The organism is Diaphorobacter sp. HDW4A, assembly GCF_011305995.1.
Lineage (GTDB): Bacteria > Pseudomonadota > Gammaproteobacteria > Burkholderiales > Burkholderiaceae_C > Diaphorobacter_A.
Map to the genome: position 1 here is coordinate 2,169,565 of NZ_CP049910.1, position 15,935 is coordinate 2,185,499.

Genomic DNA, 15,935 nt, shown 5'->3' on the forward strand with positions numbered 1-15,935 from the left:
ATGACTTCCTCTACACAGGCCCTGCAGGCGCAGGGCATGGGCGAAGCCTTGCCCAAAAAACACATCCTGCTGCTGCTCGTGGCCGCTGCGCTGATCCTTGGCGTGGGCCTTGGCGTGCAGAATCCGTTTCTGCTGAACCTCTCGGGCTACACCTGCGCGTTCGCCCTGTTTGCGCTGAGCGTGAACATCATGCTCGGCGGGGTTGGAGAAGTGCCGCTTGGGCATTCCCTGTTCTTTGGCGTTGGCGCGTATGCGGCGGCGATCTCGATGAACCTGCTCGGCCTGCCGTTCGAGATCGGCGTGCTGCTCGGCATGGCCGTGGCGGCCGTGCTGGCGGTGCTGATCGGCTTTCTCACGCTCAAGCTCACCGGAGCCTATTTCTCCATCGTGTCCTGGGGCCTGTCAGGGGTGGCGCTGGTGGTGGCGCATAACCTCGAATTCGCGGGCGGCGCACTCGGGCTGTTCGGCTTCTCGCGACTGGCAGTGGGCCCGTTCGATCTGACGAATCCGCGCAGCTACTTTCTCACCACGGCCGTGGCTCTGCTGCTGGTGCTGGTGTTGCTGTGGTACGTGCGGGCTTCCCGATTCGGCCGTGCGCTCGAGAGCATCCGCCAGGGTCGCCATCTGGCGCAGTCCCTCGGTATCAACGTGTTTCGCGAACGGCTCAAGGCGCTGGTGCTCAGCGCGCCCGTCGCGGCACTGGGCGGTGCACTGTGCGTACCCTATCTGCAGATCGTCAATCCGGAAATTCTCTCTGTGCTGCGCACGGTGGACGCCCTGCTGGCCGTGCTGATCGGCGGCACCGGGCTGCTGTTCGGGCCGGTCATCGGTTCGGCGATCTTCACGATATTGCCGCAGTTCCTGAACATGGACGCCAACGTCAAGGTGCTGGTGTTCTCGCTGCTCATCATCTTCGTGATGATGGTCGCGCCGGGCGGTTTGCACCAGCTCTTCGGCAACGTTGTGAGCAGGTTGCTCGACATGCAGAAAAAGAAGAGGGAGGCGGGCGCATGAGTACCTCAAACACCCACGTGCCCTGCGCAGTCACAGCGCGCGGGGTCAAGAAGCACTATGGCGGCGTCGCTGCACTCAAGGGCGTGGACGTACGCATTCCGGAAGGCTCGGTCTACGGCCTGATCGGGCCCAATGGCGCGGGCAAGTCGACGCTGTTCGACATCCTCTGCGGCATCACCAAGCCGTCCGAAGGGCAGATCGACGTGCTCGGCATGGATGTGGCGGCGCTGCCCGCGTTCGAGGCCGCGCGCCGTGGCGTCGGGCGCACGTTCCAGAGAACCGCGACCTTCGGCGAGGCCAGCGTCATCGACAACCTGCTCTACGCGAGCTACTCGCGCATGCGGCACAACGTGGCGCAGCGCATTCTGCGCACCGCCACCTGGCGCGAGGACATGCGCAATTTCGAGCTCAAGGCCCGCGAGGTGCTCGCGGTCTGCGGGCTCACCGAGTTGCGTGATCAACCCGCCTCATCGCTCGCCTACGGCATACAGCGGCGGCTTGCGGTCGCGATCATGCTGATGAACGATCCGCGCGTCCTGTTTCTGGACGAGCCGGTGGCCGGCATGAATGAGGCCGAGACGGCGGACTTCGTGCGTCTCGTGAAGAAGATCTCGCCGGGTCGCACCATCGTGATCGTGGAGCACGACATGGGCGCCATCGGCGCGTTGTGCGATGAAGTGCTGGTCATTGCGGACGGCCGTCCCATCGTCAATGACATTCCGAGCCGGGCATTGAAGCACCCGGAAGTCGTTACCGCCTATCTTGGAGCCGAAGATGACAGCCACCCACTCTCCTGATCTGCTGGAGGTCTCCGGCCTGTGTGTGAGCTACGGCCGCGTGCAGGCGCTCAAGGACGTTTCGCTCAAGGTGGGCGAGGGCGAGGTGGTCGCCATCCTTGGTGCCAACGGCGCGGGAAAGACCACGCTACTCAACAGCATCTCGGGCGTGCTCTCGCCGCAGGCGGGGAGCGTGCGCTTTGGGAGCTCGGCCACCACGGGCAAGAAGCCGTGGGTGATGAGCCGCCTGGGGCTCAGCCATGTGCCCGAGGGGCGGGAGATTTTTCCGAACATGACGGTCGAGGCCAATCTCCAACTGATCGATGCGGACGGCGGCGGTCCCCGCTTCAGCGCAGAGGAAGTGCTGGAGCTGTTTCCGCGCCTCAAGGAGCGCTACAACCAGATGGCCGGGGCGCTCTCGGGTGGAGAGCAGCAGATGCTGGCCATCGGGCGCGGGCTCATGGCGAGCCCCAAGATCGTGCTGTTTGACGAGCCATCGCTCGGCCTCTCGCCCATGCTCAGCAAGGTGGTGCTGTCGGCCATCCATGGGCTTAAACAACGCGGCATCTCGGCACTGGTGGTGGAGCAGAACGCGCGCGCGGCGCTGCGCATTGCCGACCGCGCCTATGTGCTGCGCGTGGGGCGCATCGCAGCCGAGGGCACGGCGCAGGAGTTGGCGCAGTCGCCCGACATCCAGAGCGCTTATCTCGGGCTCTGATCGCTCATCGCACACAGGAGACAAACCATGACCGATATCGACACAAGAATCGACACGGATATCAACACCGCAATCGACGCCAGGTACGTGCTGCCCGAAGGAAGTTGCGACTGCCACTTTCACCTCTACGGCCCGTTTGACAAATTCCCTGCGGGGGACGAAGGCCGCTTCACGCCAACACAAGCCTCCACCATCGAGGACGCGATGGCGCAATGGCCGCGCATGGGCGTATCACGCGGCGTGATCGTGCACGCCGTTGGCTCGGGCGAAGACAACGCGGTGACCTATGACGCGCTGCGCCGATTCCCGGATCGCCTGCGCGCCACCGCGATCCTGCGGCGCGATGTGAGCGACCAGCGCCTCGATGAGCTGACCGATGCGGGCTTCAAGGCCGTGCGTGTGACCATGATCCGTCAGGACGGCAAGCCCGTCTCCACGCTCGGCACCAGTTTCGAGGATCTGAAAGCGCTCGCGCCGCGCCTTGCTGCGCGCGGCTGGCATGCGCAGTTGTGGATCGAGAGCTCCGATCTGGTCGAGCAAGCCGAGGAACTCAACAAGCTGCCGCTGACCTACGTGATCGACCACATGTCGCGCACCATGGCCGACAAAGGCCACGAGCATCCGGGCTTTCGCGGCTTTCTGGATCTGCTCAAGACTGGTAGGTACTGGACCAAGATTTCCGGCGCTGATCGCAACACGCGCATTGGCCGCCCCTATGCCGATACCGCGCCGTACATGCGCGCCATCGTGCAGGCCGCGCCCGATCAGGTGGTCTGGGGAAGCGACTGGCCCCATATCGGTCACGGCGAGCAGACCTTGCCGCGTATGAACGACCTGCTCCGGCTTTTGCACGAATGCGTGCCCGACGAAGCGGTGCGCAGAAAGATTCTTGTCGACAACCCCAAGCGCCTTTACGGCTTTTGAAGAACCCGAGGTCCAATTTGAAAAACAACAGCAACTTCCCACTCGCCGGGGTGATCGTGCTCGATCTGGGACAGGTGTACCAAGGTCCCTACGCGAGCTTTCTGCTCGCGCAGGCCGGTGCCACCGTCATCAAGGTAGAGCCGCCCAACGGCGAGCCGGTGCGCCACCGCGCGCGCATTAGCAAGGGCAACGCGGTGCCGTTTGCGATGCTCAATGCAAACAAGCAGAACATCAGCCTGAATCTCAAATCGCCAGATGGTGTGGAGATCCTCAAGGAGCTGGCTGCCAAGGCCGATGTGCTGATCGAGAACTACGCGCCCGGTGTGCTTGATCGCCTGGGCGTGGGGTACGAAGTGCTCAGCCAGATCAACCCGCGCCTGATCTACGGATCGGCCACGGGCTATGGCCTGTCAGGCCCGGACCGCGACAACCTCGCGATGGATCTCACCATTCAGGCGGCCTCCGGCATCATGAGCGTGACCGGATTTCCCGATGGCGATCCGGTGAAGGCCGGGCCTGCCATCACCGACTTCGTGAGCGGCGTGCACCTTTATGCCGGCGTGATGACGGCGCTCTACCAGCGCGAGAAGACGGGCAAGGGCCAACTGGTGGAGATCGCAATGGTGGAGACCGTTTATCCCGCGATGGCCTCCAACCTGGCCGATGTGTTCAACAGCAAGGCGCCCGCGCCGCGCACCGGCAATCGTCATGGCGGTCTGGCCGAGGCACCTTACAACGTCTACCCGGCAGCCGATGGCTATGTGGCGATCATCAGCGTGAACGAGTCGCACTGGGCGGCGCTCACCAAGGCGATGGGCCGTGAGGAGTTATTGGACGATCCCCGCTTCACGACCGTGCTCGATCGCATCAAGAACATCGACGCCACCGACCAGATCGTGGCCGATTGGTCTGCACAGCGCAGCCGCAGCGAAGTGGTGGAGACCTGCCGCAAGTTCAAGGTGCCGTGCGCGGCGGTGCGCAATCTGCTGGAAGTCACGCAGGACCGGCATCTGCACGAGCGCGGCATGTTGCGCGAGATTGCGCATCCCGAGTACGGCGACATCCTGGTGCATCGCAGCCCGCTGGTGCTGCATGGCAGCGACACGCCGGAGTATGTGCCGTCGTCGCGTCTGGGCGAGCAGAACGCCGAGGTGCTCGGCAGCTATCTCGGCATGTCGGGCGAGCGGATCGGTGAGTTGCTCCGCTCCGGCGCGATCGTTCAGCGCTGATGGCGATTGAGTACCAAGGCAAACAAAGAAAGCGAAAGTGGGTATGAACAACGACGAACTTGTCCTGTCATCGGCACAGCGACTGTTCAGCGACGTCGCGGACATCCAGTCCGTGATCGCGTCGCGTGACGGCGCCTGGAAGCAGGCACTGTGGAATGGCATCGAGGAGACCGGGCTGAACATCGCCGCCGTGCCCGAGGAGCTGGGTGGCGCGGGCATTGGCCTGCAAAGCTCGCTGGGCATTCTGCGCGTGGCCGGGCGCATGGCGCTGTCCACGCCGCTCGCGGAAACCATGTTGGCTGCCTGGATGCTGGGCGCGGCGGGGTTGGAGGTTCCATCCGGCAAACTGGCCTTCGGCCCGGCATCGTTTGCCGATCGGCTCACGCTCAAGGGCGACCGCATTTCGGGAACGCTGGCCCGTTTGCCCTTTGCGCGTGACTGTGGTCAGGCGGTGGTTCTGGTTGAGAGCGCAGACAGTCTGGTGGTGGCGCTGATCGCGCTCGATGCCTCCATGATCAGTGCACGTGAAAGCCTGGCTTACGAGCCGGTGGACTTCGTGACTTTGAACGACTGCCGCATCATCGCATCGGCACCTGCGCCAGCGAGTTTCACGCCCGAGACCAGCCTGCTCATGGGTGCGGCTGCACGCGCCATGCAGATCGCCGGTGCGCTGGAACAGATCCTCGCGCTCACCTCCGAATACGTGACTCAGCGGCGTGCGTTCGAGAAAACCATCTCCAAGTTCCAGTCCGTGCAGCACAGCGTTGCGCAACTGGCGGGCGAGGTGGCGGTCTCGCTGAGCGCCTCGGCCTCGGCATCCGAGGCGCTGGAGCAATTGCTCGCGCAGGGGCGCAGCTTCGACGATCCGGAACTGGTGTTGGAGATCATCTCGGCCAAAGTGCGCGCCTCATCCGCCGCGCAAAAGGGCGCGGCCATCGCGCATCAGATGCATGGCGCCATCGGTGTCACAAGCGAGCACGCGCTGCATCGCCTGACGCTGCGTGCGCTTGCCTGGCGTGACGATTATGGAAACGAATCCGAATGGGCCACGCGGCTCGGACAACGGGTCTGCGCGCAGGGCGAGCAGGCGCTCTGGCCGCTGCTGGCAAAACGTTAAAGGAACGACGAGGAAGCGACAAGCACATGCAAACAGTCAATCTTGAATTCCAACCACTGCGCCTGCCAGATCATGTGCAGCAATTGCGCGGTGAGGTCCGCGCGTTCATCGATTCGGAGATCGCCGTCGGTACGTTCGATCCGGACATCCCCAGCGAAGACTGGGAGCTCCACCGCGCCTTCGCACGCAAGGTGGCCGCACGTGGCTGGATCGGCATGACCTGGTCACGCCAGTACGGCGGCCAAGAGCGCAGCTTTCTGGATCGCTACGTGGTCAATGAAGAGATGATGGTCGCCAATGCGCCCAACTCGGTGTACTTCACAGCGGATCGCCAGTCCGGCCCCACGCTGATCAAGTACGCGTCCGAGCGCATCAAGTCCGAGGTGCTGCCGAAGATCATCGCTGGCGAGGCGTGCTTCTGCATCGGCATGTCGGAGCCCGACAGCGGCTCGGACCTGTTCGCCGCCAAGTGCAAGGCCCGGCGCGTCAAAGGCGGTTGGCGGGTCAACGGCTCCAAGATCTGGACCACCAATGCCCATCGCGCGGACTACATGATCGGCCTGTTCCGCACCAGCGCACCCACGCCCGAGAACCGCCGGCATGGCCTCACGTCGTTCCTTGTGGACATGAGTGCGCCTGGCATCACCTGCAACATCATCGACCAGATGAGCGGCATCCGCGACTTCAATGAGGTCGTGTTCGATGACGTGTTCATTCCCGATGACCAATTGATCGGCGAAGTCGATGGCGCGTGGAAGCAGGCCACGACCGAGCTGGCCTACGAGCGCAGCGGCCCCGAGCGCTTCGTCGAGACATTTTCCGCGCTGCGCAATCTGGTGGCGGTCGCGGGCGATGCGCCCGACGTGCGCATGGCCGAATCGATCGGCCGCATGGTCGCCGAGCTGCACACGCTGCGTCGCATGTCGGTGTCTATCGCGGGCATGCTGGAAGCGGGGCTGGAGCCGGTCTCGGAGGCAGCCATCGTGAAGGACATGGGCACCATGTGGGAGCAGGAGCTGCCGCAGCGTGTGCGTCATGCTTCGGCCTTTGTTGCCGCAGCGAATTCGCCTGAGCACGCGAGGTTCGAAAACGTGCTGCAGTTCACACAGCGCATCGCTCCCAAGCTCACCATTCAGGGCGGCACCACGGAAATCCTGCGCGGCGTCATCGCGCGCGGCATGGGCCTTCGCTGAACCCACACAAAAAGAAATCAGGAATTCATGTCCGACCTCATCATCTCCCGCACGGGCCATGTCCAGATCATCGAGATCAACCGCCCGCCACACAATTATTTCGATACCTCACTCCTGCGGCAGATCGCCGATGCATTCGAGGCCGCCGACGAGGACCGCAATCTGCGCGTCAACCTGCTGTGCGCCAACGGTAAGTCATTCTGCGCGGGCGCGAACTTCACCGGCAATCAGCCGACCACGCCCGAGGGGCGTCGCGCCGATTCGCGCGCGCTCTACGACCAGGGCCTGCGCATGTTCCGTTGCAAGAAGCCCGTCGTGGCGGCGGTGCAGGGACATGCCATCGGCGGCGGGTTGGGCGTGGCGCTGGCGGCGGACTTTCGGGTGGCGACAGCGAAGACCAGCTTCTCTGCGAACTTCACCCGGCTTGGCTTCCATCCCGGCTTTGGCTTGACCGTGACGCTGCCAGAGCTGATCGGCGAGACGCGCGCCTCGCTGCTGATGCTCACCGGCCGCCGCGTGCTCGGCGAGGAGGCGCTTCGCATCGGGTTGTGTGACGTGCTCGCCTCGGAGGAACGGTTGCGCGATGAGGCGCTGGCGCTCGCGCAGGAGATCGCGGAGAGTTCGCCACTGGGCGTGCAGTCCACACGCGAGACGCTGCGTCTGGGGCTGGTCGAGCGTATCGAGGAGCGCCTCGAGCGCGAGCTGCAGGAGCAGTCGTGGCTGCGCGAGACCGCCGACTTTGCGGAGGGCGTGCGTGCCACGGCCGAGCGCCGGTCCACCAATTTTCAGGCTCGTTGAATTCATCATCATCATCATCAGGAGACAACATGGTCAAGCTTTTCGAGAAGGTCAGCTTTCGCGGCGTGGAGTTGAAGAACCGCATCGTCGTGTCGCCCATGGGCATGTACTCGGCCCACAATGGCTGCGTCACGCCATTTCATGTCGTGCACTACGGCAAATTCGCGCAGGGCGGAGCGGGGCTGGTGTTCATCGAGCAGACGTCGGTGGTGCGCAAGGGGCGCATCAGCAATGGCGATCTGGGCCTTTGGGAGGATGCGCAGATCGAAGGCATGCGCCAGATCACGCAGGTCATCCGGCAACATGGCGCCAAGGCTGCGATCCAGCTCGGACACGGTGGCCGCAAGGCGGGACAACAGCGCGCGTTTCGCGGCAATGGTCCTCTGTCTGACCGCGACATCGAGAACGGCGAGGAGACCTGGGTGCCCGTGGGCCCGTCAGCCGCGACGTTCTCGGATGGCTACCGTACCCCGACCGCGCTGAGCCACGACGGCATGGCCGGCGTAAAAGACGCCTTCGTAGCCGCCGCCAAACGTTCGGTGCTCGCGGGCTTTGACATCGTCGAGCTGCACATGGCGCACGGTTATCTGCTGCAAACCTTTCTCTCGCCGCTCGCCAACTTCCGCGAGGACGAGTACGGCGGCAGTCTGGAAAGCCGTATGCGCTTTCCGCTGGAGGTCACTCGCGCGGTGCGCGCCGCGATTCCGGCCTCGATGCCGCTGTTTGTGCGCATCTCGGCGGTCGACTGGATCGAGGGCGGCTGGGAGATCGAGGACAGCGTGATCTTCGCGCGCGAGCTCAAGGCGCTCGGCGTCGATCTGGTGGATTGCTCGACCGGCGGCAACATGCGCGCGGGGGCCACGAACGCGAGTCTCGCGCGCGGGCCCGGATACCAGGTGCCGTTCGCCGACCGCGTGCGCCGCGAGGCCGCGATTCCCACGGGCGCGGTGGGCATGATCCGCACGCCCGACCACGCCGAGCAGATTCTGCAGGAGGACAGGGCCGACCTGATCTTCCTCGGAAGGCAGATGCTGTTCAACCCCTACTGGGCGCTGCATGCGGCCGAGCATTTCGGCCTCTCCGGCAAGTTCGAAGACTGGCCGGAGCAGTACGGCTGGTGGCTCACCAAGTGGGGCGCGGCGTTGCGTGCCGAGGGAAAGCATCTGCTCGAATGGGACAGCCTGACGAAGGTGGCGCGATGACGCAGCGGTTTGGGCTGACGGTCGTGACGGGCGGAGCCCAAGGCATAGGCCGCGCGCTTTGCGAGGCTCTGGCTGGGGATGGGGCCCGCAAGGTGATGGTGCTCGACCAGAACGCCAAACTCGCCAAGGTGGTAGCCGCATCCATCGGCGGGCGCGCCTTCGGCGTGGATGTGACCGATGCCGTGGCGTTGAACCAGGTGCTTGAGCAGATCGAGCTGGAGGAGGGCCCCATCGCCACCTTCTGCTCGAATGCGGGCGTGGCCTGGGGCTTTGGCGGTCCGCAGGACAACGTCGCGGCTGCCGACGATGCGCTGTGGCAGCGCTCGTGGGAGATCAATGTGCTGGCGCATGTGAGGGCGGCGCGCTTTCTGCTGCCGCGCATGATCGCGCGTGGCGGCGGCAGGTTTCTGCTCACCGCCTCGGCGGCCGGGTTGCTCAACCAGGTCGGCAGCGCAATCTACGGAACCACCAAGCATGCGGTCATCGGTTTTGCGGAGAACCTCGCGTTCACGCACCGCCATCAGGGCATTCGCGTTTCGGTGCTTTGTCCGCAGGGCGTCGACACGCCTCTGCTGAAAGACATGCCCGAAGGCCCCGAAAGTGCCGATGGCGTGCTGAGTGCCGCCGATGTCGCGCGCTCCGCGATCGAGGGGCTGGATCGTAACGAGTTTCTGGTGCTGCCCCACGCGGTGGTGCGCGAGTACTGCCAGCGCAAGGCCGAGAATTACGACCGCTGGATCGGCGGGATGTCCAAGCTGGTCCAGCGACAGATCGCCGCAGATGCGGTGATCGCGCACTGATCAGACAAGAACGATTTGAAGGAGACAAAAAATGCAGGGTTCCCATTCGTCCGTTCGCCGCAGAAGTCTGCTGGCATGCGGTGTGGCCGCGCTGGCTGCGCCGTTTTCGTTGAATGCACTGGCCGCCGATGCCTACCCCGCCAAGGGCCTGCGCTTCGTCGTGCCATTTCCGCCGGGAAGCGGAACCGACACGGCCGCGCGCCTGTTCGCCAAGGCGGTTGGCGACATCGCGGGCCATCCCGTCATCGTGGAGAACAAGCCCGGCGGCAATGGCTTCATCGGCGTGCAGAGCGTGCTCGCGGCCCCGGCCGACGGCTATACCGTTCTGCTCGGCGGGAACTCGGTGCTCTCGACCAATGCCGCCACGTTCAAGAAGCTGCCCTACGATCCGATCGCGGATTTCTCCATGGTGTCGCTGCTGCTGGACGCGCCGGTGCTGGTTGTCGTGCCGCCGAACTCGCCCTACAAGACGTTTGCGGAGCTGGTGGCAGACGCGAAGAAGCGTCCGGGTGCCCTGAGCTACGGCACCGGCTCGGCCGCCTACACGCTCTACGCCGAATGGCTGAACCAGATCGCACAGATCAAATCCATGCCGATCAACTACAAGGGCTCGGGCGATGTGGTGACGGCGACGATGTCGGGGAATGTGGACTTTTCCATCGTCGACGGCAGCACGGCCATGTCGCTGGTGAAGTCCGGCAAGCTGCGTGCCCTGGTGCAACCGCTGCCCAAGCGTTCACCGCTCCTGCCCGATGTGCCAAGCGCGGTCGAGGCCGGTGTTCCCTCGTTCGAGGCGGTCACCTGGGTGGCGGCGGCGGTCTCGTCCAAGACCACCGCAGCCGTGACGCAGCGGCTCGCGGAGCTGTTCGCGAAGGCCGGTGAAAGCGCGGAAATCCGCAAGTACTACGAGAACCAGTTTCTCACGCTGCGCATGTATGGCCCCGAGGAATTCCGCAAATACCAGCGCGCCGAGATCGCGCGCTGGAAATCGCTGGTGTCCCTCGTGGGCCTGGAGCAGCAGTGATGGAGGCATTCGCCGCCGCGCCAGCACAACACGCCGAAAGTTTCGCGAGACGCGGAACACATCGCTACTCGGCACTTGAACGCGTCATCTACGGTACGGCATTCGACAAGGCGGTGACGGCGGAGGTAGAGGCACTGGGCGCGATGCGGGTGCTCATCGTCACGACGCACCACATGCCGGGAAGCCCGGTCCATCGCCGACTGCTTGCTGCGCTCGGCGAGCGCTGTTGCGGCACGTTCGGCGACGCGCAGCGCCATGTGCCCGTCGCCAGCGTGCTGCAAGGAGCTGAGGTCGCACGGCAGGCCGGTGCCGATCTGATCATCTCTGTAGGTGGCGGATCGGCCGTGGACACCGGCAAGGCCATTGCCCTGGCGCTGCGATACGGGCTGAAGGATGCGACGTCTTTCGGGCGATTCGGCTCGCTGGCCGAATTTGACCCGAGCCGACGCGAAGCGGTGGATGCGCAGTTTGTGCGCAGCATAGCGCTGCCCACCACGCTGTCGGCGGCCGAACTCACCTGGTATGCGGGCGTCACCGATGCGAACACGCGGATGAAACAGGTCGTCGGCCACCCGGCCCTCGTGCCCGTGTCCGTCATCTACGATCCGGAGCTGACCCTTGGCGTGCCGCTTAACGTCTTTCTCGCGAGCGGCATCAAAGCGGTGGATCACGCAGCTGAACGCCTTGCTTCGCTGCAGGCGCAGCCCTTCAGCGATGCAGTGTCCCAACAGGCGTTGACGATGCTGGCCCAAGCCTTGCCCAGAGTGCTCGCCGCGCCGCATGATCTCGATGCCCGTCTCGACTGCCAGCTCGCCGCATGGCTCTCGATCTCGGGCGGCGCGTCGGGCGTGGGCGTCGGCGCCAGTCACGCGATCGGACACATGCTTGGGGCGCACACCGCGATGGAGCATGGCCTGACGTCGTGCGTGATGCTGCCAGCCGTGATGCGCTGGAATCAGCAGGCCAACGGCGCACGCCAGAAGCTCGTCAGCCGCGCGCTGGGCAGAGAGGATCTCGACGCGGGCGACGCCATCGAAGTGCTGATCCGCAGCCTGAATCTGCCGTGGCGTCTGCGCGATGTGGGGGTGGCGACATCCGAGCTGACGTCAATTGCCGAGAAGACCATGCACGATCTGTCGATCCACAAGAATCCCAGAGCGATCAGTGGGGCGGGGGATGTGCTGGAGATTCTTCGATTGGCGTATTGAGGTGGTCATCCCGAACAACGTTCACCGGCCACCGAATGAAGGGATGAGGAGGCCGTTGTCATGTCCTTGCGTGCACCTCATTGGACTTCGATCCTTGCGATGGATACATAGCTCTTCCACTTGGCCCGCTCTTCGCGCTCGAAGCTCTTGAGGTCCTGCAGGCTGACTTTGGACGGAGAGAACGCGAAGCCTTCGAGCCTGGTCCTGATGGGGTCGGTCGTCACGGCCTCGTTGATCTGCTGATTGAGTCTTTGCTGGGTTTCGAGCGGCGTCGCGGCGGGTACGGCGATGCCCAGGAAGCCGCCTCGGATGTTGTATTGCGGATAGGTTTCGGTGACGAGCGGAATCTGGGGGTAGCGCTTGAGCCGGGCGTCGGAATGCACGGCGAGAGCGCGCAGCTGGCCCGATGCAACGAAGGCATCGCCCGCGACCGTGTCTGTGAACACCACGTCGATCTGCCCCGCGATCAGCTCGGTCATGGCCTGGCTGACCTGCTTGTAGGGAACGGCCGTCATCTCGATGCCCGCGTCGTGCGCGAACAGGGCAGCCGAGACCTTGGAGGTCGCGTTGAAATGGCCGTAGTTGAACTTGCCGGGCTGGGCCTTGGCGGCATCGACAAAATCCTTGAGTGACTTGAACGGGGCATCAGGGCGCACCAGGATGTAGGTCGACCCGGGGCCGAATGAGCCCACGAGCCGGAAGTCTCGTTCGGGGTCGTAAGGCAGCTTGCGAAAGAGCGACGGATTGGCCAGATGGGTGGACGTGGTCGCCAGCAGCAGCACCGTTCCGTCGGCTGGCGCGACGCGCACGGCCTCCACGCCTACGATGCCATTGGCGCCGGGGCGGTTGTCGACGACCACGGCACGGCCGGTCTTCCTGGTCAGATGCTCGGCGAGCATGCGCGCGGAAATGTCGCCGGAACCGCCGGGACCGAAGGGCACGATGATCTGCACGGGCTTGTCTTCGGCCAATGCGGGCCGGTGTGCCATCGCAAGTGCGGCAAGGCCGCTGACGAAGTGACGACGCTGCATGGTTGTGTGTCTCCTGAGTGGTTGGATGTGGCGTTCGCGGGGTCGTTCATTCGAGGCCCGGCATCAGGGCGGCGTTGTGCTCTCCGACCTCGGGGGCTCGGGATCTCACCGCCGGGCGTGCTCCGTCGAACGACAGCGGCAGGCTCACCACGCGCAGATCCACGTCCGGTATCGGCTGGAAGATGCCGAGCGCCTCGGTCTGCGGATCCGCCATCACCTGAGCGAAGTCCTGTATCGGCGCGCAGGGAATGCCCGCTGCTTCCAGCGTGTCTATCCAGTGCTGACGGGTGTGTCGTCGAAAGGCGATCTCGATCTGGGGAATCAGTTCCGCCTTGTGCTCCACGCGCAGCGCGTTGCTGGCGTAGCGTGGATCGCTCTGCCATTCGGGGTGGCCCAGAACGCGTGCCAGCTTGAAGAACAAGCGGTCATTGGCGGCGGCGACCACCACTTCGCCATCGGAGGTCGGCAGCGCCTGGAAGACCACCACGTTGGGGTTGCCGCTGCGATGTCGCGCGGGCTGTCGTCCTGTGGCCTGAAAGCCCGCCATCATGACCTGCAGCCAGCCGAGCGCGGTTTCGAACAGCGAGGTGTCCACCCTGCAGCCGGTGCCGGTCTGGCCGCGCCGAAAGAGCGCCGCGAGACAGCCCAAAGCCGCCCAGGCGCCGGTGCCCAGATCCAGCACCTGCATGCCGACGCGCGCTGGTGGCCCATCCTCTGGCCCGTTGATGCTGAAGATGCCCGAGAACGCCTGAACCATGGGTTCGTAGCCCGGGGTGAGGCTGCGTGGACCCTTGTGGCCGAATGCCCCCAGCGAGCAGTGGATCAGGGACGGATTCAGCGCCATGAGCGCGTCGGCGCCCAGGCCTAACTCTTCCAGCGAGCCGGGGCGCATGTTCTGGATGAACACGTCGGCGGTGGCAATCAGTTCCTTGAGACCGGCGATGTGCCGCGCGTCCTTGAGGTCGAGCGCGAGGCTCTTCTTGCCGTGGTTCATCGCCTGGAACGTGGTGGCCGTGCCGCGCCAGAACGGCGGCCCCCAGCCGCGCGCGTCATCGCCCGAGCCGGGGCGCTCGATCTTGATGACCTCGGCGCCGAGCGAGGAGAGGATCTCGCTGGCATACGGGCCGGCGATGTTCTGGCCTATCTCCACGACCTTGATGCCTTCGAGCGGTGCGGATGCGGTGGAATGTTTCATGGTCATCGTCCGGTGAAGTGGGGTGGGCGTTTCTCGATGAAGTGCTGCACGCCTTCACGGAAGTCTTCCGTGGCTTTGCAGTCGGTCATTTCCCTGTCGGCCACGCGCGTGGCTTCGGCAAGCGTTCCCTCGCGAGCCGCGAGGAGCTGTTGCTTCATGATGCGGGTGGAGCGCGGCGATCCCAGATTGGCGATCTCGTTGGCGCGCTCCAGCACGGCGTCGAGAAATCCTTCGGCCGGGAGCACGTTGGCCAATCCCATGCGGCCCGCTTCTGCGCCGCTCACCGTGCGTCCGCTCAGGAGCAGGTCGGCCGCGTGCATGGGGCCGATCAGACGCGGGAGCAGCCAGGCGATGCCGTGTTCCGCCACCAGTCCGCGCCGCGCATAGGGCGCCGTGAGCCTGGCCTCTGGCGTGACGAAACGCAGATCGCTGTATAGCGCAATGCACAGACCCACGCCCGCCGCCGCGCCGTTGATGGCCGCGATGAAGGGCTTGTCGAGCGTGGTGAGGTAGCTGTAGCGAGGGTCCGCGTCAGCGGTGGACGGCGTGGGTGTCGATGGGCCGGACTGCAGCACCTGCATATCCATGCCGGCGCAGAACGCCTTGCCCGCGCCGGTCAGCACGATGCAGCGAATCTCGTCGTCGCTCCGGATTTCTAGAATGCGCGCCTTGAACTGCTGCTCAAGCGCGGGAGTCCAGGCGTTCATGCGCTCGGGACGGTTGATGGTGAGAAGCGCGACGCGGTTGCGGATCTCGCAACCCAGTTCGGAACTTTGCAATTGGCTGTCTCCTGGGCTTGTCTGTTGCGCTTCAGTATTCCCGGCGGCCATTGCGAGGGCAAGATTAGAATTTCGGTTATTGAAATTGTTAAGGTTCGCCATTCCATGGCCAAATCGACCCGGGCCCTCACGCATGAAAGTCAGGTGTACGTTCGCAGCACGGCGGGAAGCCAGTCGCTGGAACGCGGTCTGTCGATACTGCGCGCTTTCAGACATGGCGTTGGCGTGCTCTCCAATTCGGAACTGGCCGAGCGTGTGCAATTGCCTCGGCCCACGGTCAGCCGGCTGACGCGATCGCTGGTGGATGCGGGGTTTCTGATCTACGACTTCGAGGCCAGAAGCTACCGTCTGGCCCCCGTGTGCCTGACGCTGGCCCTGTCGTTCCGAAGTTCGGAAGCAACTCTGGAGATGGCGCTGCCCCACATGCGCGCGCTTGCCGAAGGACGCCGGGTCAATGTGGGACTTGCGGTGGCCGACCGCTCCGAGATGGTCTACCTGGACTCCGTGCGCCTGAGCCGCCTCGGCATCTTCCGCCGCCTGTCGCCGGGATCGCGCATTCCCATCGCCCAAACCTCGCTCGGATGTGCCTATCTGGCGGGCATGGCCCCGGTGCAGCGCAGGCTATTGCTCGACCGCCTTAAACGCGAGCACGGCGCGTCCTGGCCACCGCTCAAGGCGCATGTGGAGAGATCGCTGGAGAGCATTTCGGAACGCGGCTTCTGCGGCGCGCAATGGGCCGCCGGCATGGCCGCCGTTGCCACGCCACTGCAGACCGCCAGCGGTTTGTATGCCCTGAACGTGAGCTTTCCCGTTGCCGAAACAGTGACCGCTGCGGAACTCCGCACGCATGGCGAGCTACTGTTGGACTTGAAGAAAAAGCTGCTGGCGACAGCGGCGATGGCAGCGGTGACGTGATTGGCGGACGCT

The 15,935-nt window shown here is 64.6% G+C and carries 16 protein-coding genes; 13 read left to right on the plus strand and 3 right to left on the minus strand.

The features are described 5' to 3' along the window. The 12 genes from G7047_RS09775 to G7047_RS09830 are packed head-to-tail and all read left to right on the plus strand — an operon-like array spanning position 1 to position 12,003. Entirely contained in the window at positions 1 to 1,014 is a 1,014-nt protein-coding gene (locus tag G7047_RS09775; protein ID WP_205904751.1) for a branched-chain amino acid ABC transporter permease, read from the plus strand. Next, positions 1,011 to 1,811, plus strand: a complete 801-nt coding sequence (locus G7047_RS09780; protein WP_166304195.1) for an ABC transporter ATP-binding protein — start codon at positions 1,011 to 1,013, stop codon at positions 1,809 to 1,811. Before G7047_RS09775 ends, G7047_RS09780 begins: the two co-directional genes overlap by 4 nt. Then, complete coding sequence (locus tag G7047_RS09785) at positions 1,789 to 2,508, plus strand: ABC transporter ATP-binding protein (RefSeq protein ID WP_205904754.1); 720 nt, start codon at positions 1,789 to 1,791, stop codon at positions 2,506 to 2,508. Before G7047_RS09780 ends, G7047_RS09785 begins: the two co-directional genes overlap by 23 nt. Before the next feature lie 27 nt (positions 2,509 to 2,535). Then, positions 2,536 to 3,432, plus strand: coding sequence for an amidohydrolase (locus G7047_RS09790; RefSeq protein ID WP_166304198.1), 897 nt, complete (start codon positions 2,536 to 2,538; stop codon positions 3,430 to 3,432). A gap of 17 nt (positions 3,433 to 3,449) precedes the next feature. Further along, entirely contained in the window at positions 3,450 to 4,661 is a 1,212-nt protein-coding gene (locus G7047_RS09795; protein WP_240939427.1) for a CaiB/BaiF CoA-transferase family protein, read from the plus strand. Between the two features lie 43 nt (positions 4,662 to 4,704). Beyond that, on the plus strand, positions 4,705 to 5,778 hold the full coding sequence (locus G7047_RS09800; RefSeq protein WP_166304209.1) for an acyl-CoA dehydrogenase family protein: 1,074 nt from the start codon (positions 4,705 to 4,707) through the stop codon (positions 5,776 to 5,778). A gap of 26 nt (positions 5,779 to 5,804) precedes the next feature. After that, positions 5,805 to 6,971 carry an acyl-CoA dehydrogenase family protein gene (locus tag G7047_RS09805; protein ID WP_166304214.1) on the plus strand — a complete coding sequence of 389 codons (1,167 nt, stop codon included), beginning with the start codon at positions 5,805 to 5,807 and terminating at the stop codon, positions 6,969 to 6,971. 27 nt (positions 6,972 to 6,998) lie between these two features. After that, complete coding sequence (locus G7047_RS09810; RefSeq protein WP_166304221.1) at positions 6,999 to 7,769, plus strand: enoyl-CoA hydratase/isomerase family protein; 771 nt, start codon at positions 6,999 to 7,001, stop codon at positions 7,767 to 7,769. 29 nt (positions 7,770 to 7,798) lie between these two features. Then, positions 7,799 to 8,971 carry an NADH:flavin oxidoreductase/NADH oxidase gene (locus tag G7047_RS09815; protein ID WP_166304227.1) on the plus strand — a complete coding sequence of 391 codons (1,173 nt, stop codon included), beginning with the start codon at positions 7,799 to 7,801 and terminating at the stop codon, positions 8,969 to 8,971. Continuing rightward, positions 8,941 to 9,771, plus strand: a complete 831-nt coding sequence (locus G7047_RS09820) for an SDR family oxidoreductase (protein ID WP_240939428.1) — start codon at positions 8,941 to 8,943, stop codon at positions 9,769 to 9,771. Before G7047_RS09815 ends, G7047_RS09820 begins: the two co-directional genes overlap by 31 nt. A gap of 31 nt (positions 9,772 to 9,802) precedes the next feature. Next, positions 9,803 to 10,795 carry a tripartite tricarboxylate transporter substrate binding protein gene (locus G7047_RS09825; protein ID WP_166304233.1) on the plus strand — a complete coding sequence of 331 codons (993 nt, stop codon included), beginning with the start codon at positions 9,803 to 9,805 and terminating at the stop codon, positions 10,793 to 10,795. Continuing rightward, entirely contained in the window at positions 10,795 to 12,003 is a 1,209-nt protein-coding gene (locus G7047_RS09830) for an iron-containing alcohol dehydrogenase (protein ID WP_166304239.1), read from the plus strand. Before G7047_RS09825 ends, G7047_RS09830 begins: the two co-directional genes overlap by 1 nt. A gap of 77 nt (positions 12,004 to 12,080) precedes the next feature. On the opposite strand, the gene G7047_RS09835 is transcribed toward G7047_RS09830, so the two are convergent. The 3 genes from G7047_RS09835 to G7047_RS09845 are packed head-to-tail and all read right to left on the minus strand — an operon-like array spanning position 12,081 to position 15,008. Beyond that, a complete protein-coding gene (locus G7047_RS09835) occupies positions 12,081 to 13,034 on the minus strand; it encodes a tripartite tricarboxylate transporter substrate binding protein (RefSeq protein ID WP_166304246.1) in 954 nt (317 codons plus the stop codon). A gap of 46 nt (positions 13,035 to 13,080) precedes the next feature. Then, the gene (locus G7047_RS09840; protein WP_166304252.1) at positions 13,081 to 14,229 is read right to left on the minus strand and encodes a CaiB/BaiF CoA-transferase family protein; all 1,149 of its coding nucleotides are present in this window, start codon (positions 14,227 to 14,229) and stop codon (positions 13,081 to 13,083) included. A gap of 2 nt (positions 14,230 to 14,231) precedes the next feature. Beyond that, complete coding sequence (locus G7047_RS09845; RefSeq protein ID WP_240939429.1) at positions 14,232 to 15,008, minus strand: enoyl-CoA hydratase-related protein; 777 nt, start codon at positions 15,006 to 15,008, stop codon at positions 14,232 to 14,234. A gap of 105 nt (positions 15,009 to 15,113) precedes the next feature. Between G7047_RS09845 and G7047_RS09850 the strand changes: the two genes are divergently transcribed. Further along, a complete protein-coding gene (locus G7047_RS09850) occupies positions 15,114 to 15,923 on the plus strand; it encodes an IclR family transcriptional regulator (RefSeq protein ID WP_166304258.1) in 810 nt (269 codons plus the stop codon). The last annotated feature ends 12 nt before the right edge of the window (positions 15,924 to 15,935 follow it).